26 protein-coding genes are annotated in these 24,768 nt (G+C 60.2%); 14 read left to right on the top strand and 12 right to left on the bottom strand.

Annotated elements, in window-relative coordinates; all coding sequences use genetic code 11:
• Positions 1-3 precede the first annotated feature (3 nt).
• The 4 genes from D8780_RS03735 to D8780_RS03750 all read right to left on the bottom strand — a co-directional run bounded on the left by D8780_RS03735 (position 4) and on the right by D8780_RS03750 (position 3,537).
• Positions 4-720 (bottom strand): NAD-dependent deacylase, encoded by a 717-nt coding sequence (locus D8780_RS03735; protein ID WP_121644416.1) that lies wholly within the window; start codon positions 718-720, stop codon positions 4-6.
• 93 nt (positions 721-813) lie between these two features.
• Positions 814-1,386: a type 1 glutamine amidotransferase domain-containing protein gene (locus D8780_RS03740; protein WP_121644417.1), complete on the bottom strand. Its 573-nt coding sequence runs from the start codon at positions 1,384-1,386 to the stop codon at positions 814-816.
• A 105-nt stretch (positions 1,387-1,491) separates the two neighbouring features.
• Complete coding sequence (gene tldD / locus D8780_RS03745; RefSeq protein WP_121644418.1) at positions 1,492-2,916, bottom strand: metalloprotease TldD; 1,425 nt, start codon at positions 2,914-2,916, stop codon at positions 1,492-1,494.
• 99 nt (positions 2,917-3,015) lie between these two features.
• Positions 3,016-3,537: an invasion associated locus B family protein gene (locus D8780_RS03750; RefSeq protein ID WP_199699550.1), complete on the bottom strand. Its 522-nt coding sequence runs from the start codon at positions 3,535-3,537 to the stop codon at positions 3,016-3,018.
• A 334-nt stretch (positions 3,538-3,871) separates the two neighbouring features.
• Here D8780_RS03750 and coxB point away from each other — a divergent pair, with 334 nt between their 5' ends.
• The 11 genes from coxB (at position 3,872) to rnhA (ending at position 12,943) form a co-directional block, all read left to right on the top strand.
• The gene (coxB, locus tag D8780_RS03755) at positions 3,872-4,780 is read left to right on the top strand and encodes a cytochrome c oxidase subunit II (protein WP_121644420.1); all 909 of its coding nucleotides are present in this window, start codon (positions 3,872-3,874) and stop codon (positions 4,778-4,780) included.
• Positions 4,781-4,786: 6 nt separating this feature from the next.
• Positions 4,787-6,439, top strand: a complete 1,653-nt coding sequence (ctaD, locus tag D8780_RS03760) for a cytochrome c oxidase subunit I (RefSeq protein WP_121644421.1) — start codon at positions 4,787-4,789, stop codon at positions 6,437-6,439.
• 137 nt (positions 6,440-6,576) lie between these two features.
• Positions 6,577-7,518: a heme o synthase gene (locus tag D8780_RS03765; RefSeq protein ID WP_121644422.1), complete on the top strand. Its 942-nt coding sequence runs from the start codon at positions 6,577-6,579 to the stop codon at positions 7,516-7,518.
• Positions 7,519-7,520: 2 nt separating this feature from the next.
• Positions 7,521-7,673 carry a hypothetical protein gene (locus tag D8780_RS15800; RefSeq protein ID WP_199699551.1) on the top strand — a complete coding sequence of 51 codons (153 nt, stop codon included), beginning with the start codon at positions 7,521-7,523 and terminating at the stop codon, positions 7,671-7,673.
• Positions 7,670-8,299, top strand: coding sequence for a cytochrome c oxidase assembly protein (locus tag D8780_RS03770; RefSeq protein WP_121644423.1), 630 nt, complete (start codon positions 7,670-7,672; stop codon positions 8,297-8,299). Before D8780_RS15800 ends, D8780_RS03770 begins: the two co-directional genes overlap by 4 nt.
• Position 8,300: 1 nt before the next feature.
• The gene (locus D8780_RS03775; RefSeq protein ID WP_121644424.1) at positions 8,301-9,179 is read left to right on the top strand and encodes a cytochrome c oxidase subunit 3; all 879 of its coding nucleotides are present in this window, start codon (positions 8,301-8,303) and stop codon (positions 9,177-9,179) included.
• A 77-nt stretch (positions 9,180-9,256) separates the two neighbouring features.
• A complete protein-coding gene (locus tag D8780_RS03780) occupies positions 9,257-9,646 on the top strand; it encodes a DUF983 domain-containing protein (RefSeq protein WP_121644425.1) in 390 nt (129 codons plus the stop codon).
• Positions 9,643-10,440, top strand: a complete 798-nt coding sequence (locus D8780_RS03785) for an SURF1 family protein (protein ID WP_121644426.1) — start codon at positions 9,643-9,645, stop codon at positions 10,438-10,440. Before D8780_RS03780 ends, D8780_RS03785 begins: the two co-directional genes overlap by 4 nt.
• 61 nt (positions 10,441-10,501) lie before the next feature.
• The gene (gene ispH / locus D8780_RS03790) at positions 10,502-11,506 is read left to right on the top strand and encodes a 4-hydroxy-3-methylbut-2-enyl diphosphate reductase (protein ID WP_121644427.1); all 1,005 of its coding nucleotides are present in this window, start codon (positions 10,502-10,504) and stop codon (positions 11,504-11,506) included.
• A 7-nt stretch (positions 11,507-11,513) separates the two neighbouring features.
• Positions 11,514-12,479 carry a homoserine kinase gene (locus tag D8780_RS03795; RefSeq protein WP_121644428.1) on the top strand — a complete coding sequence of 322 codons (966 nt, stop codon included), beginning with the start codon at positions 11,514-11,516 and terminating at the stop codon, positions 12,477-12,479.
• Positions 12,476-12,943 carry a ribonuclease HI gene (gene rnhA, locus D8780_RS03800; RefSeq protein WP_121644429.1) on the top strand — a complete coding sequence of 156 codons (468 nt, stop codon included), beginning with the start codon at positions 12,476-12,478 and terminating at the stop codon, positions 12,941-12,943. Before D8780_RS03795 ends, rnhA begins: the two co-directional genes overlap by 4 nt.
• Here rnhA and D8780_RS03805 read toward each other — a convergent pair.
• Together D8780_RS03805 and D8780_RS03810 are read right to left on the bottom strand one after the other, a co-directional pair.
• Complete coding sequence (locus D8780_RS03805) at positions 12,940-13,422, bottom strand: peroxiredoxin (protein ID WP_121644430.1); 483 nt, start codon at positions 13,420-13,422, stop codon at positions 12,940-12,942. The two genes, rnhA and D8780_RS03805, sit on opposite strands and share 4 nt — an antisense overlap.
• 87 nt (positions 13,423-13,509) lie before the next feature.
• Positions 13,510-14,331: a protein-disulfide reductase DsbD domain-containing protein gene (locus D8780_RS03810; protein ID WP_158598435.1), complete on the bottom strand. Its 822-nt coding sequence runs from the start codon at positions 14,329-14,331 to the stop codon at positions 13,510-13,512.
• A gap of 133 nt (positions 14,332-14,464) precedes the next feature.
• Between D8780_RS03810 and D8780_RS03815 the strand changes: the two genes are divergently transcribed.
• A complete protein-coding gene (locus D8780_RS03815) occupies positions 14,465-15,040 on the top strand; it encodes a YqgE/AlgH family protein (RefSeq protein ID WP_121644432.1) in 576 nt (191 codons plus the stop codon).
• Positions 15,041-15,073: 33 nt separating this feature from the next.
• Here the strand turns inward: D8780_RS03815 and D8780_RS03820 are convergent, their stop codons facing one another.
• From D8780_RS03820 to thrC, 4 genes are read right to left on the bottom strand one after another with little or no spacing between them, the layout of a single operon-like run.
• On the bottom strand, positions 15,074-17,926 hold the full coding sequence (locus D8780_RS03820) for a putative bifunctional diguanylate cyclase/phosphodiesterase (protein ID WP_121646341.1): 2,853 nt from the start codon (positions 17,924-17,926) through the stop codon (positions 15,074-15,076).
• Between the two features lie 50 nt (positions 17,927-17,976).
• The gene (locus D8780_RS03825; RefSeq protein WP_425373641.1) at positions 17,977-18,573 is read right to left on the bottom strand and encodes a GNAT family N-acetyltransferase; all 597 of its coding nucleotides are present in this window, start codon (positions 18,571-18,573) and stop codon (positions 17,977-17,979) included.
• Between the two features lie 8 nt (positions 18,574-18,581).
• The gene (locus D8780_RS03830; protein ID WP_121644434.1) at positions 18,582-19,880 is read right to left on the bottom strand and encodes a M16 family metallopeptidase; all 1,299 of its coding nucleotides are present in this window, start codon (positions 19,878-19,880) and stop codon (positions 18,582-18,584) included.
• Between the two features lie 46 nt (positions 19,881-19,926).
• Entirely contained in the window at positions 19,927-21,324 is a 1,398-nt protein-coding gene (thrC, locus tag D8780_RS03835) for a threonine synthase (protein WP_121646342.1), read from the bottom strand.
• A gap of 203 nt (positions 21,325-21,527) precedes the next feature.
• Here thrC and D8780_RS03840 point away from each other — a divergent pair, with 203 nt between their 5' ends.
• Entirely contained in the window at positions 21,528-22,109 is a 582-nt protein-coding gene (locus tag D8780_RS03840; protein ID WP_245412248.1) for a hypothetical protein, read from the top strand.
• 24 nt (positions 22,110-22,133) lie between these two features.
• On the opposite strand, the gene D8780_RS03845 is transcribed toward D8780_RS03840, so the two are convergent.
• A complete protein-coding gene (locus tag D8780_RS03845; protein ID WP_121644435.1) occupies positions 22,134-22,820 on the bottom strand; it encodes an HAD family hydrolase in 687 nt (228 codons plus the stop codon).
• 161 nt (positions 22,821-22,981) lie between these two features.
• Here D8780_RS03845 and D8780_RS03850 point away from each other — a divergent pair, with 161 nt between their 5' ends.
• Entirely contained in the window at positions 22,982-24,139 is a 1,158-nt protein-coding gene (locus D8780_RS03850) for a site-specific DNA-methyltransferase (RefSeq protein WP_121644436.1), read from the top strand.
• A gap of 17 nt (positions 24,140-24,156) precedes the next feature.
• On the opposite strand, the gene D8780_RS03855 is transcribed toward D8780_RS03850, so the two are convergent.
• Positions 24,157-24,768: an HAD family hydrolase gene (locus D8780_RS03855; RefSeq protein ID WP_121644437.1), complete on the bottom strand. Its 612-nt coding sequence runs from the start codon at positions 24,766-24,768 to the stop codon at positions 24,157-24,159.

Genomic DNA, 24,768 nt, shown 5'->3' on the forward strand with positions numbered 1-24,768 from the left:
CTCTCAAAAATGGTAGCTGCCGGTCAAAAGCTCATCCACGAAAATGGGCAGCAGCTCGCCGGCCTTGCCGTGGCGGGTGTCTTCAAAATCGGAGACACCGAGCGAAGGCTCCAGATTGATCTCGATCGTGTGAGCGCCGTGTTGACCGGCTTCCTGAACGAATTGCGCAGCCGGATAAACGTTGCCGCTGGTCCCCACTGACAGAAAAAGATCGCAGTGCCGTAGCAGGTCGTAGATACGATCCATCTGATAAGGCATCTCGCCGAACCAGACGACATCCGGTCGAAGAGTGCCGACCTGTCCGCATTTCGGGCAGGCTTCCTCAAGCGAAAGATCGCTCTCATGGGGAAACGACTTCTTGCATGCGCAACACAGGGCCTTTTTGAGTTCGCCATGCATGTGGATGACTTTTTGTGACCCCGCTCGCTCGTGCAGATCATCTATGTTCTGTGTGACGATCATGACGGAACCTTCAAATTCGCGCTCCAGGCGAGCCAGCGCGAAATGCGCAGGGTTGGGTTCGACCAGCGGCAGCTGCGCCCGCCTCGCATTGTAGAAACTCTGGACACGAACCGGATCGGCGGCGAAGCCTTCGGGCGTCGCCACGTCCTCCAGCCGGACCTGGCTCCAGATGCCGCCTTCATCGCGAAAGGTATCGACGCCGCTCTCGGCGGAAATTCCTGCTCCTGTCAGGACGACGATGTTGCGACTGCCGCTCATTGCGATCTCTTTCTTTTCTTTGAGTTATGTCGGACGCAAGAAAACGGGGCGATCAATGATCGCCCCGTTCTTTCTCGTCAATGGTAGATCGGCTCAGGCCGCGCTGCGGCTCTGGGCGTCATGCTTTCCTTCGCAGAACTCTTCCACTGCCTTGGCGCAGAATGCGTCGAGGTCATTGGGATTGCGGGAGGTCACAAGGCCTTCGTCGACGACGACTTCTTCATCCACCCATTCCGCGCCGGCATTGCGCAGATCGGTCTTGATGGAATGGAAGGATGTGACCTTACGGCCGTTCAGGACATCCGCTTCGGCAAGGGTCCATGGCGCGTGGCAGATGGCCGCGACCGGCTTTTTCTGCTCGAAGAATTTACGGATGAACGCCACCGCCGTTTCGTCAGCGCGTAGACGGTCCGCTCCAACCGAGCCGCCAGGGATGATCAGGCCGTTGAAATCATCGGCAGAGACCTCATCGAAGGTCTTGTCGATCTTGTACTCGCCGCCCGGGTCCAGATCGCTATTGACGGTTTTTGCCGTCCCGCTTTCCAGGCTGATAACGGTCACCTCGGCGCCCTCGGCCTCGACGGCCTGTCTGGGCTGAACGAATTCCGGCTCTTCGGTTCCGCGCGGCGCAATGAGCACGGCGATCTTCTTGCCTTGCAGTTTCATGGGATTCTCCCTTCGTTTCGTGTTGAGGGAGAAACGGGCTCGTGGCGCGCGACGTTCCGATAAATTCAGATCAATTGCGATGAACAGTGCGGCACTGCTGCAATCTCAGGCGGACTTCGCCTCGGTTCCGCCAATCGTCATGTTGCGCATCAGAAGATGAGGCTGACCCACGCCGACCGGAACGCCCTGTCCGGCCTTGCCGCACATGCCGATACCGCTATCGAGTTTTGAATCATTGCCGATCATGTCGATCCGCCGCATCGCTTCCGGTCCGTTGCCAATCAGCATCGCACCGCGAACCGGGTGGGTCACCTTGCCATCTTCGATTCGGTAGGCTTCGGTGCAACCGAACACGAACTTGCCGGAGGTGATATCCACCTGGCCTCCGCCGAAAGAGACGGCATAGATACCGTCCTTCACCGAAGCGATGATTTCGGCGGGATCGCGGTCGCCGCTCTCCATGATCGTATTGGTCATGCGGGGCATGGGCGCATGGGCATAGCTTTCGCGGCGGCCATTGCCGGTGGAGCGGCCTTCCATGAGCCGACCGTTCAGGCGATCCTGCATGTAGCCGACCAGAACGCCATCCTCGATCAGAACGGTGCGCTGCGTCGGCGTACCTTCATCATCGATCGTCAGGGAGCCGCGCCGGTCGGCGATCGAGCCATCGTCCACCACCGTTACACCGGGACTGGCCACTTGCTTGCCCATCAGATCGGAAAACGCGCTTGTCTTCTTGCGATTGAAATCGCCTTCGAGGCCGTGGCCGACCGCTTCATGAAGCATCACGCCCGGCCAGCCGGCCCCGAGAACCACATCGAAACTTCCGGCCGGGGCAGGGCGCGCTTCCAGATTGACCAGCGCCTGGCGGAGTGCATCCTCCGCCGCCGCCTGCCAATTCTGCTCTGCGATGAACGCGCCGAACGCACTGCGGCCGCCCATTCCCGCACTGCCCGTCTCCTGTCGATCGCCTTCACCAACGATCACGGAGATATTGACCCGAACCAGCGGGCGAACGTCTCGTACCAGATGACCATCGGCACGCAGGATCTCCACATGCTGCCAGGATCCGACAAGAGACGCGCTGACCTGACGGACACGCGGATCGCGATTGCGCAGATAGGCGTCGATCGTCTGCAGAAGCTGCGCTTTTTCATCGAAGCCCGGCGAAAGGATCGGATTGCCGTCGCCATAAAGTTTCCGGTTGGTGCCTGCCGGAGATTCGTCGACAGTGCCGGAATACCCGGCGGTGACGGCCTTGACGGTGGAGGCGGCATTGCGCAGCGCGCGCGCCGACATATCAGAGGAATGTGCATAACCGGTGGCTTCGCCTGCCACACCGCGAAGGCCGAAGCCACGATCGGTCGAAAAGCTGCCCGTCTTCAGCTTACCATCGTCAAATGCCAGCGCTTCGCTCTCCATATACTCCAGGAAGAGCTCGCCATCGTCGCCTTGGCCGACAGCTTCCGCTACGATGGAACGCACCTCTTCCGGCGATATGTCGAACTGCTCGACGAGGCTCTCGGTCATGACGCTTCCTTCGTGTTTTACCGATGGTTTGTGCACGCGCATATAGGATGAGCGCGCGCCTGCGTCAGCGTCACGATCGGAAAAGTGCCGTCATTTGCGTCAGTTTGCGCTCAGCGCCTCGTAGGCTTCTGCAAAGCTGTCGAGCTCGATCGGAACCCCGATCCCCTCTTCCGGCGTCTTGAAGACGACGAAGGTGGCGCTGTCGCCTTCCTTGAGTGTCTCCAGAAGCTGGTCGTTGAGAACGACCTGGGCGTAGCACCCGTCCGCAAGGCAGGATGTGAACTGGGCGTTGCCGATATTCTTCTCGTCGACCAGAAGGCCAAGGCCGTTGGGCAAGACGACGCCGAGCGGCACGACGACGCGCAGAAGCTCCGCCTTGCCATCGGCCGTGCGCAGAACAATGGCGGAGAGGCCAATATCGGCCTCTTCATCCAGCACGAGCTGGATGATCGCGCACTGCTCGGAGGAGGCGCCCGCCGGCGTATCGCAGACGAGCTTCCATTCTCCGAAGGTCTCTTTCACGACACCTTCCTGCGCTCCTGCCGGCGCGGGGCCCGCTAGGGCGAGTAGGCCGGCGAGAAGGAAAAGGGTGGTCTGGAACCGGGAAAAGGAGAGCGTCACGGGGGGACTCCGAGCGATTCGTTTGGGCCAGCATGGCGCGGTTGAGGCTGTTTTGCCATTCTATGGCGCGGGGGTACAGGCCTTTCATCGTATTGCGTCGAAATGAGGGATGCCGCACCGCACAGAAGGGCTTAGGAAACAGCATTGTAGGTCTTTTCGAAACGCCGCCCACATATTAGAATGACTCTATTCTTTGCGCTCTGGGAGGCAGCGACGGTACTGCACGGCATGTTGCAGAGTCGCGTGGAGTATGGTTTTAGAGCGCTCACGATGGGCGGTCCTTCGCCAGTGAAAGGGCCGTCTCGGACATTCCGATCGAGGAGACGATAGGGCAATGAAGACAGTCCTTGCCAGCCTTTTGGCCGTTGCTGTCAGTGGCGGAGCGGCAAATGCGGCAAAGCCGGAGCAGTGGCAGTTTACGCTGCAGCCGGCGGCGACGCCGATCATGGAACAGATCGTGTGGTTCGAAGAATACACGTTCTGGTTCATCATACCGATCGTGCTGCTGGTCCTCTTTCTGCTGCTGTTTGTGGTGTTCCGGTTCCGTGAAAGCCGTAATCCGGTCCCTTCACGCACCAGCCACAACACCATCATCGAGGTGATCTGGACGGCGGCGCCGGTTCTGATACTCCTTCTGATCGCCATTCCCTCCTTCAACCTTCTGACGGCCCAGTACACGCCGGACACCGAGCCTGAACTGACCGTGAAGGCTACTGGCTACCAGTGGTATTGGGGTTATGAGTACCAGCCTGCCGAAGGCGCCGAAGATGCCGAAGCGGTTTCCTACGATTCCATCATTTTGGCCGATGGTGACCGCGAAGGCAGCGGTAAGACCGATCTGGAGGAATATCCGCGCCTGCTGGCGGTCGATAACGAGATGGTCGTGCCGGTCGATACGACGGTTCGGCTTCTGGTTACTGGCGCCGACGTGATTCACGCTTTCGCCATGCCGGCTTTCGGTATCAAGAACGACGCGGTCCCGGGACGTATCAACGAGACCTGGTTCCGCGCCGAGCGCGAAGGGCTCTATTACGGACAGTGCTCCGAAATCTGCGGTAAGGACCACGCGTTCATGCCGATCGCGATCCGGGTCGTCAGCCGTGATCAGTACAACAACTTCATTCAGTCTGCGGGCGGCGACCTTCAGGGGGCCTTCACGCAGCTCTTGGCTTCGATCGAGGCGGACAAGAGCAAGAAACTGGCCGACGCGAGCGTTGGCGCTTCCCCGACGATGACGGAGTAAACGACGATGTCGACCGTAGCGGCGCACGACGCGCATCACGACCACAAGCCGTCCTTCTTCAAGCGTTGGTTCCTCTCGACCAACCATAAGGATATCGGCGTTCTCTATCTCTGCTTCGCTCTGCTCTCGGGCTTCGTCGCGGTGACTCTGTCGATCTTCATGCGCATGGAGTTGCAGGAGCCGGGCATTCAGATTTTCGACGGCCTCGCTTCGATCCTCTATGGCTTCGATGGCGCTGCCGCTGTCGACGGTGGCAAGCAGCTCTACAACGTCTTCGTCACCATGCACGCCGTCCTGATGATGTTCCTCGTCGTCATTCCGGCCCTGTTCGGTGGCTTCGGCAATTACATGATGCCGATCATGATCGGTGCGCCGGATATGGCGTTCCCGCGGATGAATAACATCTCCTTCTGGCTTCTGCCTGTTGCGCTGATTCTCGGCCTTATCGGCATGTTCATGCCGGGCAATGCCGGCGGCTACGGGCCGGGGCAGGGTTGGACCGTCTATCCGCCGCTTTCGACCTCGGCGTCACCCGGGCCTGCGATGGATTTCGTGATCCTGTCGCTGCACCTTTCGGGGGCGTCCTCGATCCTCGGTTCGATCAACTTCATCACCACCATTTTCAACATGCGTGCGCCGGGCATGACGCTGCATAAGATGCCGCTCTTCGCCTGGAGCCTTCTCGTGACCGCCTTCCTGCTGCTTCTGTCGCTTCCGGTCCTGGCTGGCGCGATCACCATGCTGCTGACAGACCGCAATTTCGGCACGGCCTTCTTCGCGCCGGAATACGGTGGTGACCCGATTCTCTTCCAGCATCTGTTCTGGTTTTTCGGTCACCCGGAAGTGTACATTCTGATTCTGCCGGCGTTCGGCATTGTCAGCCATGTGATTTCGACCTTCAGCCGCAAGCCGATCTTCGGCTATCTCGGCATGGCCTACGCCATGGTGGCGATCGGCGCGGTCGGCTTCATCGTGTGGGCGCACCACATGTATACCACCGGCATATCGCTCAACACGCAGCGCTACTTCGTCTTCGCGACGATGGTGATCGCGGTGCCAACCGGCATCAAGATCTTCTCCTGGATCGCTACGATGTGGGGCGGTTCGATCCGCTTTACTACGCCCATGCTTTGGTCGATCGGTTTCGTCTTCCTCTTCACGGTGGGCGGCGTCACAGGCGTTCAGCTTGCCAATGCCGGCCTCGATCGCGCCTATCACGATACCTATTATGTGGTGGCGCACTTCCACTACGTTCTCAGCCTCGGTGCGGTCTTCGGCATCTTCGCGGGCTGGTATTACTGGTGGCCCAAGATCACCGGCACCATGTATAACGAGACCATCGGCAAGCTGCATTTCTGGATCATGTTCATTGGCGTGAACATCACCTTCTTCCCGCAGCACTTCCTTGGTCTTGCCGGCATGCCGCGCCGCTACATCGACTATCCGGACGCTTATGCGGGCTGGAACTTTGTCTCCTCGATGGGCTCATACATCTCTGTCGTCGCCATGGTCGTCTTCGCGATCGGTGCGATCGAAGCGCTGATGAAGAAGCGTCCGGCCGCGGCCAATCCTTGGGGAGAAGGCGCGACGACCCTGGAATGGCAGCTTTCGTCTCCCCCGCCCTTCCACCAGTGGGAAGAGCTGCCGCGGGTTCGCTGAAGAACCGCGCCGACAATGAGAATGAAGCGGCCCGCAGCTCTTACTTTCTGCGGGCCGCGCACGACACAGGTGCCTGCCTGCTTTCTGGTGGCCCTACGACCGCGGTTGACGGCGTAAGAACGGAGTAAAAGCCTTTCATGAGCATCACGCGCGATGAGAATATCGTTGAAGGCGCCGGACTGTCCGAAGCAACGCCCCGCGACTTTTTCGCGCTCCTGAAGCCGCGGGTTATGAGCCTCGTTGTGTTTACGGGTTTTGTCGGCCTGCTGCTGGCACCAGGATCGATCGATCCGTTCAACGCGTTTGTTTCCATTCTCTGCATCGCCATCGGCGCCGGATCGGCGGGCGCTCTGAACATGTGGTTCGACGCCGACATCGATGCGGTTATGCATCGCACGGCCAACCGCCCGATTCCGTCGGGCCGCGTTCAGCCGGGCGAAGCCGTCGCGTTCGGTCTGGTCATGGCAGGTTTTTCCGTCATGACGCTCGGCCTGATGATCAACTGGCTTTCCGCCGCAATCCTCGCATTCACGATCTTTTATTATGCCGTTCTCTACACGATGTGGCTGAAGCGCTCGACGCCACAGAACATCGTGATCGGCGGGGCTGCGGGTGCGTTTCCCCCTCTGCTGGGCTGGGCCTGTGCCACCAATACCGTCGGCCTTGAAGCTATAACGCTGTTTCTGATCATCTTCATCTGGACCCCACCTCATTTCTGGGCGCTGGCGCTTTTCAAGCGGGAAGAGTTCGATCGCGCAAATCTGCCGATGATGCCCAACATTGCGGGCGAAGCCTCAACACGCCGGCAGATCTTCGCTTATTCGCTCCTGTTGGCGCCGCTCGGCGTGGCCCCAGCCTTTCTCGGATTTGCCAGCCCTGTTTATGGCGTTTTCGCCGCGCTGCTTGGTGCGAACTTCCTGCGTCACGCCTGGGCGGTGCTGCGTATGGATGATGCGGATCGCGTGATGGTTCCGGCCAAGCGGTTGTTCGGCTTTTCGATCCTCTATCTCTTCGCCATCTTCGCAGGCCTTCTGGTCGACCACTTTGCCATGCCCTTCTATCCTCTGGTGGGAGCCTGAGCATGGCGGATGAAGAGCTCGAGCGGGTCCGTCTGACACCCAAGCAGCAGAAGGCGCGCCGCATGCGCTCAGTTGCCATCGCGCTGGTTCTCGGCGCGCTGGTCATCCTATTCTACGCCTACACGATCCGCTATTTTGGAAATGTAAGCCAATGAGCGGCAGCGGACGGAGCGAAATGAGCAAGGCAGGGCGGCGCAAGGCGATGACGGCCGGCATCGCGCTGTCGATGGTCGCTGGCATGGGCGCCTTGTCCTACGCGGCTGTTCCGCTCTATCGCATCTTCTGTCAGGTCACGGGCTATGGCGGCACCACGCAGCGCGTGGAGACCGCTTCGGATCGCGTCATCGATCGCACGGTGACCGTTCGCTTCGATGCCAATGCCCCCTCTGTTCCCTGGCATTTCAAACCCGCAGCGCCAGTGACGGTACGACTGGGCGAAACGGCCGTCGTCAACTATACCGCCGAAAGCCTCAGCAATGACGTGACCGGCGGTCAGGCCAGTTTCAACGTGACGCCCGAAATGGCGGGCGCCTATTTCAACAAGATCGATTGCTTCTGCTTCACCGAGCAGACGCTACAGCCCGGCGAAAAGGTGGATATGGGGATCACGTTCTACGTCGATCCGGATATTCTCAATGAGCCGGAACTGGCTGATCTGAAGACCATAACCCTGTCCTACACCATGTTCCCACTTGACCGGGATAACGATGCGGTGGCATCGGCAGGAAGGACGGATAATGTGACGACGCGCTCTGTGACGCGTGAGACAATCGGGGACTGACATGGCCGACGTGCATGCCAAGAAACATGATTATCATATCATCGATCCCAGTCCGTGGCCTCTTCTCTCGGCGCTGGGCGCATTGGTCATGGCCCTCGGCGCGATCTGCTGGATGCGCTATGCGCAGGGAACGCCGCTGCCTTTCTTCGGCGCGGACCTTGCCAATCCATGGTTGTTCTTCATCGGCCTTGTTCTCGTGCTTTACTGCATGTTCGGCTGGTGGTCGGACACGGTGAAGGAAAGCCACGAAGGCTTCCACACACGCGTGGTGCAGCTTCATCTGCGCTACGGCATGATCATGTTCATCGCGTCCGAGGTCATGTTCTTCGTGGCGTGGTTCTGGGCATTCTTCGATGCCAGCCTTTTCCCCGGCGAAGCCGTTCAGGTGACCCGCACCGACTATACGGGCGGACAATGGCCGCCTGTCGGTGTCGAAGTGGTCGATCCGCTTCACTTGCCGCTTTACAACACGGTCATCCTGCTTCTCTCGGGCACGACCGTGACCTGGGCGCACCATTCGCTCATCCATGGCGACCGCAAGGGCCTGGTTTGGGGCCTGGCGCTTACCGTTGTGCTTGGCATTCTCTTCTCGACCGTGCAGGTCTACGAGTATGTCGTCGCGCCCTTCGCCTTCCATAACAGCATCTTCGGTGCGACCTTCTTCATGGCGACCGGCTTTCACGGCTTCCATGTTTTCGTCGGAACGATTTTCCTGGCCGTCTGCCTGATCCGCGCCCTCCGCGGTGATTTCACGCCCGAGAAACATTTTGGCTTCGAGGCGGCCGCCTGGTACTGGCATTTTGTCGATGTCGTCTGGCTGTTCCTCTTCTTCTGCATCTACGTCTGGGGCAGCTTCGGCGCGCCGATCGCCCACCACTAGAGACTTGCGAACGAGTGACTATCTGAACGGAGGCGGGCTATGTCCCGCCTCTTCTCATTTCCGGCATTGGAGTTCGAATGACCCAAGCCAATGAAACGCCGGAGACTTCCACAGTTATACAGCGCGGCGCGCTTGGGCGCTGTCCGCGCTGTGGCGAGGGTGCATTGATTGAAGGTTTCCTGACCGTTCCGGCGAGCTGCACGTCGTGTGGACTGGACTACAGCTTCGAGGATAGCGGTGACGGGCCGGTGCCGTTCGTCATCCTCATTATCGGTGCTCTCGTGATCGGCGGAGCGCTTGCGCTGGAAGTCAGCTACGCTCCATCCTTCCTCGTGCATCTGCTCGTTTGGGTGCCAATCGGCTTCCTGGCAGGCGCAGCGCTGCTGCGCACTTTGAAGGGTGTACTGATCGCTCTCCAATGGCAGAATAACTCTGGTGAACGCCGCTATCGGAACGGTTCGTCATGACGCCGGTGTCTGACAGAACGCCAGAAGACAAAAGGCGCGGCCTCGGCTTCTTCGCCGCGATCATGCTCGTCGCAAGCGCTTTCGTCGTTCTTATCGCTTTGGGCACGTGGCAAGTGAAGCGGCTCGCCTGGAAGGAAGACCTTCTGGCGACCATCGATTCGCGCATTCACGAAGCCGCTCTTCCTCTTTCCGACATTCAAGGTGTCCTTCAGGTGCCGGGCGGCGTGGAGTTCACGCCGGTCAAGGTCTCGGGCAATTTCATCGCCGGCCGCGCAGTCTTTTTCCTGGCAACGTTCGACGGTCAATCGGGATGGTACGTCTATCAGCCCTTCGCCCTGCTGCCGGGGCAGTGGGAGGGGAGCGACAGCGATATACTGCTCGTCAATCGCGGCTTTGTTCCATACGATCAGCGCGACGCATACGCGATGGGGGCCGATGCCCCGCTCGGTGTGACCGAGATCGAGGGAATCGCTCGCGAGATGCCCTCTGAAAAGCCGTCATCCCTTCTGCCCAATAATCAGCCGGAGGACGGCCTCTTCTTCTGGAAGGACGGCCCGACAATGGCCAAGGCGCTGGGTATCAATCCCGGCAATGTTCTTCCTGTCTTCGTTGATCTTGGACGACCCGGCGCGGACGTCCCGCGCGGCACATGGCCGCACCCTGGCGTCACGCAGGTCAGTCTGCCCAATAATCACCTCTCCTACGCCCTGACATGGTATGGGCTGGCGGTCGTCCTCGTCGTTGTGGTCGGCTATGCCTTCTGGCGCTCGCGGCATCCGTTGGAGGATGCTTGACAGGGCAGGGGGCAAGACCCCAGTTGAAGGCACATCACACTCCGCGATTTCGAGGATTACCATGGCCGCACGACCAAAGCTGACACTCCGACTGTGTGAGCCGCGGGGCTTCTGCGCCGGCGTGGATCGTGCGATCCAGATCGTGGTGCTCGCGATCAAGAAATACGGTGCGCCCGTCTATGTGCGCCACGAGATCGTGCATAATCGCTATGTGGTCGAGGGCCTGCGTGCCAAGGGCGCGATCTTCATCGAAGAGCTTTCGGAAATCCCGGCCGATCATCGCGACCGACCGGTCGTCTTCTCCGCCCATGGCGTTCCGAAGAGCGTTCCGGCCGATGCCGAAAGCCGCAATCTCTTCTATCTCGATGCGACCTGTCCGCTGGTCTCGAAGGTCCACAAGCAGGCCATGCGTCACCGCCGCCTCGGCCGTCATGTCCTCCTGATCGGCCATGCCGGTCATCCGGAGGTGATCGGCACGATGGGCCAGCTGCCCGAGGGCGAGGTGACGCTTGTCGAAACCGAAGAGGATGCGGACCGCCTTTCATTCGATGACGGAACGGAGCTCGGCTTCGTCACGCAGACGACGCTTTCGGTCGACGATACCGCCGGTATCATTGCCCGGTTGGAGGAGCGCTTTCCGAAGATGCATGCCGCCGCGGCCGAGAGCATTTGCTACGCGACGACCAACCGGCAGGATGCAGTCAAACAGGCAGCCGCCGGCTGCGACCTCTTCCTCGTTGTTGGAGCGCCGAATTCATCCAACTCCAAACGGTTGGTCGAAGTGGCGGAACGCAGCGGGGCGAAAAGCGCCAAACTGGTTCAGCAGGCCGACGAAATCGACGGGTGGGACGCGCTGAAGGACGGCGCGCTGGTCGGCCTGTCCGCCGGCGCTTCCGCGCCCGAGATCATTGTCGATTCGATTATCGAAGCCTTCCGCGAGCGCTTCGAAGTGACGGTAGACATCGCTCTTGCCATGGAGGAGAACGAAACGTTCCCGGTCATGCGCGCGCTGCGAGATGTCGAATTGACACCCGCCGACATGGCTTTCGTCAACGGAATGGCCTGAGCCCAACATGGCAGTCTATACCGACATCACCGAAGGCGAGTTGCGTCATTTTCTGCAAACCTATGAACTGGGTGACCTGCTCTCCTATCGCGGCATTGCCGAAGGCGTCGAAAATTCCAACTTCATCGTGCATCTAGAGCGTGGTGAGTTCATTTTGACGCTCTACGAAAAACGGGTGAACGAAGAGGATCTGCCCTTTTTCATCGGGTTGATGGATCATCTGGCCGCCAAAGGATTTGCCTGTCCCCGGCCCGTCAAGCGGCAGGATGGAACCGTTATCGGACATCTGGCGGGTCGCCCCGCTGCGATGGTGACCTTTCTGGAGGGCGTCTGGCCGCGTGAACCGTCTGTGGTCCACTGCGCCGAGGCTGGCGCTGCGCTCGCGCAGATGCATCTGGCGGTGGCGGACTATGAAGGCTATCGCCGCAATGCGCTGACGCTGCCGGATTGGCGTCCGCTGTTCGAGCAGGTGGGCGACAAGGCCGACGAGGTGATCGACGGGCTGGCCGAAGAGACGCGGGCCATGCTGGACCGCCTCGAAGCGGAATGGCCGACCGACCTGCCCTCCGGGGTCATTCATGCGGACGCCTTCCCGGACAATGTGTTCTTTCTGGGTGACCGCTTTTCCGGGCTTATCGATTTTTATTTCGCCTGCAATGATCTCTTCGCCTATGATGTCGCTGTGGCGCTCAATGCATGGTGCTTCGATGCCGACCATCGCTTCGACAGGCAAAAGAGCGCTGCCATGCTCGATGCCTATCAGAGGGTTCGCCCTCTTTCGGATGACGAGAGAAAGGCCCTACCGGCGCTTTGCCGCGGAGCGGCAACACGCTTCATGCTGACGCGCCTTTACGACTGGATTCACACCCCTGCCGACGCGACCGTCACCAAGAAGGATCCGAGGCAACCCCTTGCCTGGATGCGCTACCACGCGGCGGCCAGTGGGCCTGGCGCTTACGGATTAAACGCATGAAGCATGTCGAGATTTTCACCGACGGCGCATGCTCGGGAAATCCGGGGCCTGGTGGATGGGGAGCGATCCTGCGCCATGGCAGTGCGCAGAAAGAACTCTCCGGCGGCGAGGCCGACACCACCAACAACCGGATGGAATTGACTGCCGCTATCGAGGCTCTCAATGCCCTCAAGGGTTCCTGCCGCGTCGATCTGCATACGGACAGCGTCTATGTGCGCGATGGGATCCGGAGCTGGATTTCGGGGTGGAAAAGAAATGGCTGGAAGACGGCTGCCAAGAAACCCGTCAAAAATGCCGAACTCTGGCAGGCGCTGGATGAAGCCAGATCACGCCATGACGTGACCTGGCATTGGGTGAAGGGCCATGCCGGCCATCCGGAAAATGAGCGCGCCGATGAACTGGCGCGCGAAGGAATGAAGCCGTTCAAGTCGAAGACGGCTTCAAAAGCCAAACGAGAAGATTAAAGCCGCTTCAGCAGGGCGTCGGCATCCGTATCGCCGCTCTCGCCCGGGCTTTCCTCGACCATTACTTCTTCCGCGACGCCATCCTTGACCAGGAGGCAAAACCGCTTCGCGCGCTTGCCGCCCAGCGCTGGCATATCCATGTCGAGGCCGAGGGCGGTGACATATTCGCCCTGGGGGTCGGCCAGATAGGTCACCTTGCCTTCGCCACTGGTTGAATCGCGCCAGGCTTTCATGACGAAGGGATCATTCACCGAGATGACGGCGATCTCGTCAACGCCTTTCGTGCGGAGTTCGTCATTCTTCTCGATGAATGTCGGCAGATGGTTGAGCGAGCAGGTCGGTGTGAAGGCGCCCGGTACGCCCACGAGGACCGCCGTCTTCCCCTTGAAGATGGCATCGGATGAGATTTTTTCTGGCCCGTCGGGTCCCGGCGTCATAAATGAGCCCGCCGGAAGCGTCTCACCTTTGGAAATCGTCATGGAAGTGGTCCCTTGTTGCGCGGCAAACGAGCCGCTTTCCTCGCCGCATTTAGTGTGTGTGCGCGAAGAGAAAAGCGCGGACTCTCGTCACATTGAGGGAAGGTCGACAGATCCAACATAGCCTCTTTTGCCGATCACGAGCAGAAGGCAGAGTTCCTTGCCACTCATGTCGTCTTTTTCTTTCAGGATCGGCATCTCGAAGCGAAGCGTTCCATCGCCATTGTCGGATGCGGGATCGGGTGCAGCGAGCCGCAATCCACTCGGACCTTCGGCGATAAACAGCTCGGCATCGCGCGCGTCTTCGAGGCTCTCGCTCTGGAATGTGATGATCAGCCTGTCATCGGCCGTCTCTATTTCTGGCGTCAATCCAGCCGCTTCGAGGGTTTCTGGCAGTGGCGACATGGCCTCGAGCGTTTCGGCTTCCCGAAATTTGTTGTCCTCTGCCTCGAGAGGGGCGGCAAGCTGAAGCGTCAGGGGAATGCAGATCTGCTGGCATATGCCGAGAAAAACAGAAGCCTCGAGGCGCAAGGAGCCCGCAGCGTCCGGCGTCGGCACGTCCATTGCGATATAGGTACGATCCTTATATCCGGCCCAGACATTATGGGGTTCGCGAAAACGTTGCGGGGCCGGCATGACGAGAGTCGGGCGTATCTCGTGCCCCGCCATCCGCAATGTTACGGAAGGAGCCACGCCGCTATCTCCGGGTTGCAGCCAGTAGGTCTTCCAGCCTTCCTGAAGTTCGATTTCGACCCAGGCTCTTGCGTAATCGTCTCCGCTGCCGCCACTGGCGAGGAGGCGCGCGCGGCCTCCCTCGAAGCTGGTCCATTGCCCGGCGCCGGCGGGGGCCGACGTCGGTGAAAACGCGCTGGCGAGCAGACACAGCACCAGCACTGCCACGAGACGCTGCATGTCGGACTCCATTTTGAAACGGTCAGGGCGGGATATTAGGTCCGAAAGGGGCGTCTTCGAGGCGCATGCCCGAACGATCTTTTTCTTTACACCCCCTGATCTCGCGTTAGGCTGAAGGACAAAGGATCGGATCATGAGCGAATTTCTGGAAGGCAAGTTTCTCATCGCGATGCCGGATATGGCGGACGAGCGCTTTTCCCGCACCGTGATTCTGGTCTGCGCGCATTCGGAGGAAGGCGCGATGGGAATCGTCATCAATCGGGCGCAGGAGATCGGTTTTGCCGATCTGATCTCCCAGATCGGCCTGATCGATGATGATGAGGCCATTCATCTTCCGGCCGAAGCAAGGAAGATGATCGTGCGGGACGGCGGACCGGTCGACCGTAGCCGCGGCTTCGTGCTCCACAGCGATGATTACACTCTCTCGTCTTCTCTCGATGTCTCAGGAGGCCTGCGGCTGACCGCTACGGTCGATGTTCTTAGGGCCATTAGTGACGGCTCGGGACCAGAGAAGGCGATCATGGCTTTGGGCTATGCGGGTTGGGGTGCCGGGCAGCTTGAGGGCGAGATCGCCCAGAATGGCTGGCTCGTGGCCGACGCGCCTTCGGAACTGATTTTCGATAGGCCATTGGAAGAGATCTGGCCGGGCGCCCTCGGTCTGCTCGGTATCGACCCCGTCAATCTGAGCGCTGTCGCCGGAAACGCCTGAGGGGCATCGCGTGATCAGCGCAGCGGCCTGTCCCTACTGGGCCGCTGCCGCCCGTTCCTGAGCGCAATATTCCTGAGCGGTGGCCATATCGACCGGCTTTCCGAACATAAAACTCTGGACATAATCGCAGCCGGCCTCCTGTAGCAGGGCCAGCGTATCGTCATCATCGACGCCTTCGACGACGATGCTCATACCGACCTCATGGCCCAGATGGACCAGGGAGCGAAGCAGGGCTTTCGACTGATCGGTTCGGTCGATCACGAAAGACCTGTCGATCTTGATGCAATCGAACGGAAACCGCGTGAGATAGGACAGAGCGGAATAACCCGTCCCGAAATCGTCGATCGACAATCCGATCCCGAGCGCGTCGAGCTGTTCGAGCACGCGGGCGTTCTGCTCCGGATTTTTCATGACCATGGTTTCGGTCAGTTCCAACCGGAACGTCGAGGGTTTGAGCCCCGTTCGCGTCAGGACGGATTTGACGTCCGAGACGAGGTCTTGGCGAAGAAACTGGCTGGAGGAGAGATTAACGGCGACGTAGAGGTCATCGCGGTCGCAATGGCGGGCGATCGCTGCCATATCGTCGGCCGCGCGCTGCATCACGAAGAGGCCGAGCCGTGCGATCAGACCGGAATTTTCGGCAATCGGGACGAAATCGGCAGGGGCGATCGGACCGCGCTTCGGATGGTTCCAGCGAATCAGAGCCTCGAACCCCGCAATCGTCATCGACGCGATGCGGATGATCGGTTGGTAGAGAACGTGAAGTTCCCCATTGTCGATCGCACGGTGAAGATCGGCCTCGATGTGCAGATAGTCCGAGCCCATTGTTCGAAAGGCGGGGCGGAACGGCTCGACGCGGTCGCCACCAAAGCGTTTGGCCTGATGCAGCGCCAGTTCGGCGTCCTTGACCAGTTCCTGCGCGCTACCGTGCTGCTGGGTCCATCCTGCCACGCCGATGGAGGGTGTCAGAACGATCTCCTGATTGGCGAAATTGATGGGCGCAGAAATCGTTTTCTTCACTTGGGCGGTGAAGGCTTTCACCTCTGAGGGATCAGGCCGACCACCAAGGGAAATCATGAAGTGATCGCCGGAAAAGCGCGACAGCGTGTCCTCGGAACGGCATAGCCTTGCCAGCCGCCGGGCGACGGTGAGAAGGATCGTGTCGCCAACCGATATGCCGAGCGATTCATTGACCGTCCGGAATCGGTCGATGTCGATGGCCAGCACCGTCGGGCGAATACGCTCGTCCTCGCGCGCCGTCGCGACGAGCGAACCCAGGCGATCCATGAAAAGCTCGCGGTTGGGAAGGCCCGTCATATTGTCGTGGACCGAATCGTAGAGCAGCCGTTCTTCGGCTTTCTTTTGTTCCGTCACCTCACAGATCGTACCGACGCAGCGGACGACCTCTCCATCGGCTCCTACCACTGGACGGGCCTTGAGGCTGTACCAGTGGTAGTGGCCGTCTTCTCCGCGCAGCCGGAAATCCTGACGGATCCGCCCGCGGCGGTGCTCCAGGATCATGTCGAGCGTGGTGCGAAAATGGTCGCGATCGTCCAGATGCATCGCCTCCACCCAATCCCGCGCCGGACCGCGGAGCTCCTGCCGACGCAAACCGATCAAAGGCGCGATGTCGGGGCGCGTGACGATCCGGTCGCGCAGCACGTCCCAATCGAAGACAATGTCGCCGGAGCCCGTCATGGCGAGGGCCTGGCGCTCCACATCAGAGAAGAGGCCCTGCCGCACGGCGCCGCCGGAAAAAGCGTGCTGCATGACGGTAAAGCCGATAAGCAGGACGATGAGCACGAGACCACCGCCGAGCGCCGGCTGCACCACATCATTGTCGATGGCCCCGGAAATCGTCATGCCCATGCCGACGACCCAGGCGGCAACCGCGACCCAGCTTGGCACCAGCATGATGGCGCGGTCATAGCGGTGGCTGGCCTGCCATACGATGACACCGAGGCCGACCACGGCCGTCAAAGCTAGGGAGATACGTGCGACGCCGGCGGAAAAGCTGGGATAGAAGACAGCGAGGGCGACGAGGCAGCCGAGCGCGGTCAGCCAGACCAGCGCCGCATGACTGAAATGCTTGTGCCATCGCGAGAGATTGAGATAGGCGAAGAGGAAGATGACGAGGGTGCCCGCCAGGGCGATTTCGGCGGTCGCTCGCCAGACCGGTTCGCTGCCCGTCGCGACCCCCACCATCCGATCGAGAAAGCCGAAATCGACCGATATGTAGAAAAGAACCGCCCAGGCGAGAGCCGCCGCCGCAGGAAACATGACGGTGCCGCGCACCACGAAGAGAATCGTCAGAAAGAGCGCCAGAAGACCGGAAATGCCGATCACGATCCCGCGAAATAGCGTGTAGGCGTTGATCGTGTCCTTATAGGCTTCCGGCTCCCAGATGTAGAGCTGCGGCAGTTCCGGCGTGGCCAGTTCGATGACCAACGTCACGACGCTGTTCGGGTTCAGCGTCAGATTGAAGATATCGGCGTCTTCGCTGGGCTGGCTATCCAGCGCAAAGCCTTCGGACGGCGTAATGTTCACGATGCGCTGCGCACCAAGGTCAGGCTTCCAGAGGCCCGAGCCGACCAGCCGATAGTGCGGAGCGACGATCTGCCGGTCGATCTGTTGTTCGCTGGCATTGGCGAGCGATAGCACCGCCCAATGGCCGGATGGCGGATTGCCAAGAGCTTCCACTTCGATCCGGCGGACGATTCCGTCCTCACCGGGAGCTGCGGAAACCTGGAATGTGCGCGAACCGTTCGACGTGATTTCCACGGCCCGGGACAGGTCAAGCGCCAGATCGTCAGCCTCGACCTGTACGGTCTCTTCCTGAGCGTGGAGGGGCATGGCAGAGAACAGAAGAAATCCGGCCAGCATCATGCAAAGCGCTATCAGCCAATGCGTCCAACCCTTTGGCGCTTCGATGCCCGTCACAATCCGCTCCCCTTGCTGGCTCTGCTTCTTTCATCGTCGCCACAGAGGCGGGCGTAAAGGTGATGATCCCGCCAGACGCCGCCGATGAACAGATAAGATCGCAACAGCCCTTCGCGCTCAAATCCGGCTTTTTTGAGCAAGCGTTCCGAACGTTCATTGCCGGGGATACAGGCAGCCTGAACGCGATGCAAATTGAGGTCGCGGAATGCAAAGTCGCAGAGCGTGTCGATCGCGTCGTGCATATGTCCCTTGCCGGCGAAGGGCTCACCCATCCAATAACCGATTTCGCCGTTCTGGCAGACGCCGTAGCGCACATTGGAAAGCGTGATTCCACCCATCAATTCGTCATGGGCGGACAGGATGAAGAAGCTGAAACCCGTCTTGCGACGTGCGTCCTGGCCCTGTCGCCGAACGGTCTTTGCAAATTCGCGACGTGAAATCGGCGGGTTGGGCCAGACCGGCTCCCAGGGTTCCAGAAAGGCGCGGCTTCTGGTTCGCAGTTCCGACCATTCGTCGAAATCGCTTCGACGGGGCAGGCGCAGGATGACGTTCCTTCCCCTTAGACGCATCCCAGAGGTCGGAAGCCCCTTCAGCACGGTCGTCAGGAGGCGGCAGCTTGGCGGGTCTCGACGACCGAACTGCCCAGACGGCGCTGGATCGCGTCATAGGGCATGAGCGGTCCGAGAGGTCCTATTCCCGCAACGGTCGGCACGCTCCCCATAAATGTCCGATGAGCGAGGTCGGCGATCCGTTCCGCCGATATGTCGTTCAGCCGGTCGAGGACTTCCTGACGGGGCAGAACGCGTCCGTGGGTCAAGAACTGCCGGGCGATCTGGCTGGCGCGCGACATGGAACTCTCGCTGCTCATCAGAAGGCTCGCACGAAGCTGTGCCCGCGCCCGGCTGACCTCTTCCTCGCTGATATCGTTGGACAGCGTGCAGATCTGGTCGAGCAGCACCGGCAGAAGCTCTTCTATATCCTCTTCGCCTGTCGCCGCATGAATTCCGAACAGGCCGGCATCGGAGAAACTCCAGTGGAAAGCCGAGACCGAATAGCAGAGGCCGCGACGCTCGCGGATTTCCTGGAATAGCCTGGAGCTCATGCCGCCGCCGAGGACGGTCGCAAGGATCTGACTGGCGTAGAAATCACGCGCCAGGAAGGGCTTGCCCTCGAATCCAATCAGGATTTGCGCATCGAGCAGCGAACGGCTTTCGCGGAATTCGCCTCCGGTATAGACGGCATCGGTCGCGCGTTGGGCGCCGGCGTGAGGGCCGAGATCGGAGAGGCGACTTTCGATCTCCCGCAGGAACACGTCATGCTCGACCGCGCCAACGGCCACGGCGATCATGCGGTCGGCGCCATATTCGCGGGCGAGATAGCTTCGCAATTGATCGGAGGAAAATGTCTCGATCGTCTCTCTTGTGCCGAGCACCGAGCGTCCAACCGGCTGCCCCTGAAACGCCGCCTCGGCAAACCTGTCGAAGACGATATCATCGGGCGTATCCATCGCCGCACCGAGTTCCTGCGCGATAACGTGTTTTTCCCGCTGCAACTCGTCTTCGTCAAAGACGGAGTCCCGCAGAATGTCGCACAATATGTCGGTCGCAAGGCCGACATCTTCCTTCAGGACACGCGCAAAGAAAGACGTGGTCTCCACGGAGGTTGAGGCGTTGATTTCGCCTCCGACATTTTCGATCTCGACGGCGATATCTTCGGCGCTGCGGCGGCCCGTGCCTTTGAAGGCCATATGCTCCAGAAGATGCGCGATACCGTGTTCTTCCGGTCGCTCATCCCGCGAGCCGCTGTGATTCCATAGACCCAGCACGACACTTTCGACATGGGGGCGGTGTTCGGTCGCGACGATAAGGCCATTCGCAAGGGTTGTGGTTTCGACCGGCATTTTTCCTCCCACTCAACTCTTTGGCGCGCCATTGGCGCGGGCCGCGTTACATACCAGCGCGGCTCTGTTTCTTGATATGATCCTCCACCATTTCCAGCTCCGGGGAAAGGACTTCGTAGTGCTCCTCCCGGCTCATCAGGTCTGAAAGGTGGGGGGGCAAGGCAGGGGTAACCCCGCTTGCCCTGATGACGGCGTCGGGAAATTTCGCCGGGTGCGCTGTTGCCAGAACCACCATGGGCGTTCCCGCTTCGCCGTAACGGCGCGCAACGGCATGTGCTGCTGCGGAATGCGGATCGAGCAGATAATTGCATTGCTCCCTGGTGCGCCTGATTTCGGCTGCGACCGCGTCCTCATCGGCGCGGTCGGCGGCGAATCCTTCGCGGATCTTGCCGAGCAGACTCTCTTCCAGCTTGAAGCTGCGACTCTGCTGAAGCTGCTCCATAGAACGTCGGACGGCCGCGGCATTCTGCCCGCCAGCCTCGAACAGGAGCCGCTCGAAATTGGAGGAAATCTGGATATCCATGGAAGGTGAGGTCGTCGCGACCACGCTTTCCATCGTGTAGCTGCCCGTTTCGAGCGTGCGGGCTAGAATGTCATTGGCGTTGGTGGCAATGACCAGCCGCTCGATCGGAAGACCCATCCGCTTGGCGCAGTAGCCGGCGAAGATGTCGCCGAAATTTCCTGTCGGAACGGTGAAGGAGACCGGCCGATCCGGAGCGCCGAGGCTGAGCGCGCTGGAGAAATAGTAGACGATCTGGGCCATGATCCGCGCCCAGTTGATCGAGTTGACCCCTGAAAGCCGGACATTGTCGCGGAACCGGTGATGATTGAACATGCTTTTGACGAGAGACTGGCAGTCGTCGAAATTGCCTTCAATTGCTAGTGCGTGGACATTGGCGTGCGGAGACGTTGTCATCTGTCGCTGCTGGACGGGCGAAACCCGTCCGTGAGGAAAGAGGATGAAAATGTCGGTCCGGTCCTGCCCGCCAAACCCGTCGATCGCGGCGCCGCCCGTATCGCCGGACGTGGCGCCGACGATGGTCGCCCGTTCATCGCGCTCGATCAGCACGTGATCCATCAGCCGCGCCAATAGCTGCATGGCGACGTCCTTGAAGGCGAGCGTCGGGCCGTGAAACAGTTCGAGAACGAACCGGTTATGGCCGGTCTGGACCAGCGGGCAGATCGCTTCATGGGCGAAGGTGCCATAGGCCTCGCGGACAATCGCTTCGAACGGCTTCCGTTCGATTTCGCCTTCGACAAAGGGCCAGAGCACGGTGATCGCCAGTTCGACATAGGATAGCGAGGCCATGGCGCGGATCTCGTCGCGGCTGAACTGCGGCCACTCTCGCGGCACGTAGAGACCGCCATCGCGGGCCAGACCGGTAAGCAGCGCGTCTCTGAAAGGGAGGGCAGGGGCCTCGCCCCGTGTCGAAATATAGTCCATGGTCATGTCCAGGCAGGCCGTTCGTCGCCGAAGCCGAAAGGCAATCGTGAATGTGCCGCTTCGTATAGGCAATGCCCCACCCAATGCAAACGGAGATCGGGCGTGCAAACCTTCGCTGCCATTGTTTCGACGCATCCAGACGGTTTTCATCGCGGTTGAGAACCGGTAGAACTCGCCAGCTATCGGATTGCGGTGTGGGATTGATGACTATGATTTTTAAAGGCAAGGGCGGCGCATCAGTCAGGATGGCCGCGATCTTCCTCATGGGTGCGACGCTTGCCGCCTGTCAGAGCGCGGGTGACGGACTTGATGTAGCGGGTGCGGAAAAGGACAAGAGCGACATTGAACGCGTTTCGTTCGAGGACCTGCGCGGCTATTGCCCGACCGTACAGCTTCGTGAAGGCACGGCTTATTTCAACGTCTATGAAGGCGATGAAACATCGCAGAATGTCCGCTACCAGGCCGCGATCACCGACGTGACACGTCAGTGCAAATACGAAAACGGGCAGTTGGCCATGAAGGTCGCCGTTGCCGGCCGGGTTCTTCTCGGACCACAGGGCAGCAGCGGCACCGTCAAACTGCCGATCCGCGTTGCCGCGCTGACCGGTGGAGACGAAGTCCTCTATTCGGAAATTCAGCCCTACACCCTCGAGGTCAATGCGAGCGGCGCGACCCAGTTTATCTATACCGATAGCGATATTCGGGTGAGCCAGCCCGACGCGCGAAACATCGTGATCTATGCCGGTTTCGATGAAGGCCCGAAGAAGGCTGCGGCGACGAACTGATTTTCGGCAGCGGGCTAGGTTTCTCTAGCCCAGCCGGCCAAAGCTGCCGAGAGCCTCGACCGTGGCTGGGAAATCCTGAAGCCTGGCGATCACCGTTTCCGCGCCCGCCTCGAGCAGCTTGTCCGCATGGCCGGGATAGGAATGGCCGCCGCCCGTAAAGCCGATGACACGCATGCCGGCCCGGCTGGCGCCGTGCACGCCATGGGTGGAATCCTCCAACACGAAGGTCCGGTCCGGTTTGGCGCCCGCCTTCTCGGCGGCCATCAGATAAATGTCCGGTGCCGGCTTCTCCATGATGCCCTCTTCGTCCTTGGCGCTGTAGAGCACCGGAACGAGCGGTTTCAGGCCGGTTTTCGTCAGCGTTATGTCGAGGCGATCATAGCCGGAATTCGAACAGACCGCGAAAGGCAGTCCAACGGACTGCAGCAGCCAGGCTGCCCCGTCGATCATCTTGGTTTCGCGTGCGAGACGCCGGTCGATTTCCTTTTCCGCGTCGCCAAGCAGAGAGGCGGGGATCGGGATATTCGCTTCCGCTTCCACCGCCAGAAGAATGTCCTTGAAGGTGAGGCCGGCAAAGCGTTCGGCCATCTCTTCCGGCGTGATCTCGTAACCGACCGACGACAGCAGCTTGGCATCGACACGCGCGGCGATCACCTCGGAATCGACAAGCACGCCATCGCAGTCGAAAATGACGAATTCGGGAGCAGACATAGGCAGCAACGCTTTCTGTGAGGGCGTGAATCCGGGCGGCTATAGCTGCCAAAGGGGACTGACTTCAACCCGACTGCGCCGTTTCGGCACACCATTCACGCAATCTTCATTCTGTCGGGTAACCATGTGGGTGTGTTTGTTGCGTATCCGAGTAAGAGTTCATGGCTTCCATATTGACCGCTTCGACGGCCGAACTGCCTTCGTCCGCATCCCATCCGCACGATCCCGCGCTTCTGCCGCACCTCGACACCATCATTCGCGGCGATTGTGTCGCGGCGATGGATAAGCTGCCCGACGCCTCGGTCGATGTGATCTTCGCCGATCCGCCCTACAATCTGCAACTTGGCGGCGACCTGCACCGGCCCGACCAGTCGAAGGTCGATGCCTGCGACGATGCCTGGGATCAGTTCGACAGCTTTGCCGCCTACGATGCTTTCACTCGTGCATGGATGCTGGCTGCGCGCCGGGTGCTGAAACCGACGGGCACGATCTGGGTGATCGGCAGCTATCACAACATCTTTCGCGTCGGCGCCACGATGCAGGATCTCGGATACTGGATTCTCAACGATGTGGTCTGGCGCAAGACCAATCCTATGCCGAACTTCCGTGGCCGCCGCTTCCAGAACGCCCATGAGACGATGATCTGGGCCAGCAAGAGCGAGAAGGCCAAGGGCTACACCTTCAATTACGAGGCGATGAAAGCGGCCAATGACGATACGCAGATGCGGTCGGACTGGCTCTTTCCGATCTGCCAGGGTGGCGAACGCCTCAAGGACGACGACGGCCAGAAGGTCCATCCGACACAGAAGCCCGAATCGCTTCTGGCGCGTATCATGATGGCGACCAGCAAGCCGGGCGACGTGGTTCTCGATCCCTTTTTCGGTACCGGTACCACCGGCGCGGTGGCAAAGAAGCTCGGGCGCCATTTCGTCGGTATCGAGCGGGAGCAGGATTATATCGATGCCGCACAGGCACGGATCGACGCAATCGAACCGCTACGCTCCATCGATCTGCGGCAGCTCATGCCGAAACGAGCCGAACCGCGCGTAGCCTTTCTGTCGTTGATCGAGGCCGGACTGCTTCAGCCCGGCGCGCGCCTGACAGATGCCAAGGGCCGTTACTCCGCGACCGTTCGCGCCGACGGGACCTTGCTCTCGGGCGATCATGAGGGTTCGATTCACCGCGTCGGTGCGAAAGTCCAAGGGTTCGAAGCCTGCAATGGCTGGACATTCTGGCATTATGACGCCGGAGAGGGCTGCGAACCGATCGACACGCTCCGCGCGATCATTCGTCGACAGATGGCGAGGAGCGGGGGCTAGCCCCCTTCGCTCCAATCTCAATCGACAGTAACGCCGAGTTTTCGCAGATCGCGGCGTAGCTCTTCCGGCTCACGGAAGAGGATCGCCTTCCAGCCGGCCTCGCGTGCCGCTTCCACATTGCGCGCAGAATCATCGATGAAGACGGTGCGTTCTGGATCGAGCCCGAACACCTTCTGATGGTGGGCGTAGATGGCGGGATCCGGCTTGACCATGCGGATCTGGCCGGAGACGGTCACGCCACGCGGCTCGGCCAGAAAGTCGTAGCGCTCCTGGGCGATCGGATAGGTATCGGCGGACCAATTGGTCAGCAGCGTGACATCGTAGCCCCGGGCGATCAACGAACGCATGATCGCAACGGATTCCCCAATGGCGTGGGGCACCGTGAGGTGCCAGTTCTGGCGAAAAAGACGGATCAACTCTTCCCGATGGGGAAATTGCGCGGCGAGAACCTCTTCGCCTTCTGCCCAACTGCGGCCCGCATCCTGTTGCAGGTTCCAGCCCGGAAAATCGACTTCCTCGAAAAAGCGCTTGCGGTCGGCTTCGTCCGGCAATGCGTCCAGATAGGCGGCATGATGATCCCAGTGCACCAGCACCCGGCCAATGTCGAAAACGATGTGCTCGATCGCCAT

It is taken from the genome of Notoacmeibacter ruber, assembly GCF_003668555.1.
Taxonomy (GTDB): Bacteria; Pseudomonadota; Alphaproteobacteria; order Rhizobiales; family Rhizobiaceae; genus Notoacmeibacter; species Notoacmeibacter ruber.